The organism is Mesorhizobium sp. WSM4836 (genome assembly GCF_055811815.1).
In genome coordinates, this window is record NZ_JBVVQF010000110.1 from 1 (window position 1) to 314 (window position 314).

1 pseudogene is annotated in these 314 nt (G+C 61.5%); it reads right to left on the reverse strand.

Annotation, left to right across the window (positions count from 1 at the left end):
* Nucleotides 1-314: pseudogene (locus AC0L2P_RS32305) on the reverse strand (calcium-binding protein); the annotation flags it as partial.

Genomic DNA, 314 nt, shown 5'->3' on the forward strand with positions numbered 1-314 from the left:
TCGTTGCCACCATAGCCGCTCATCGTGTCGGCGCCGCCGAGGCCGTTGAGGACATTGGCGCCGGCATTGCCCTGGATTGTCTGGGCGAACGCATTGCCGGTCAGGTTAATTGCCGTCGTGCCGGACGCATTGCTGGTGGCGAGAAGCTCGATCTCCGAGCCGGCCGCAAGCGCATGACTTACTGACGCGATTGCTTTGTCGGTACCGCCACCCGCCGCCTCGATCTCCTTATCGCGGACATCATCGACATAATAGGTGTCATTGCCGCCATAGCCGATCATCGTGTGGCCGCCGGCGCCATGGAACACATCGTT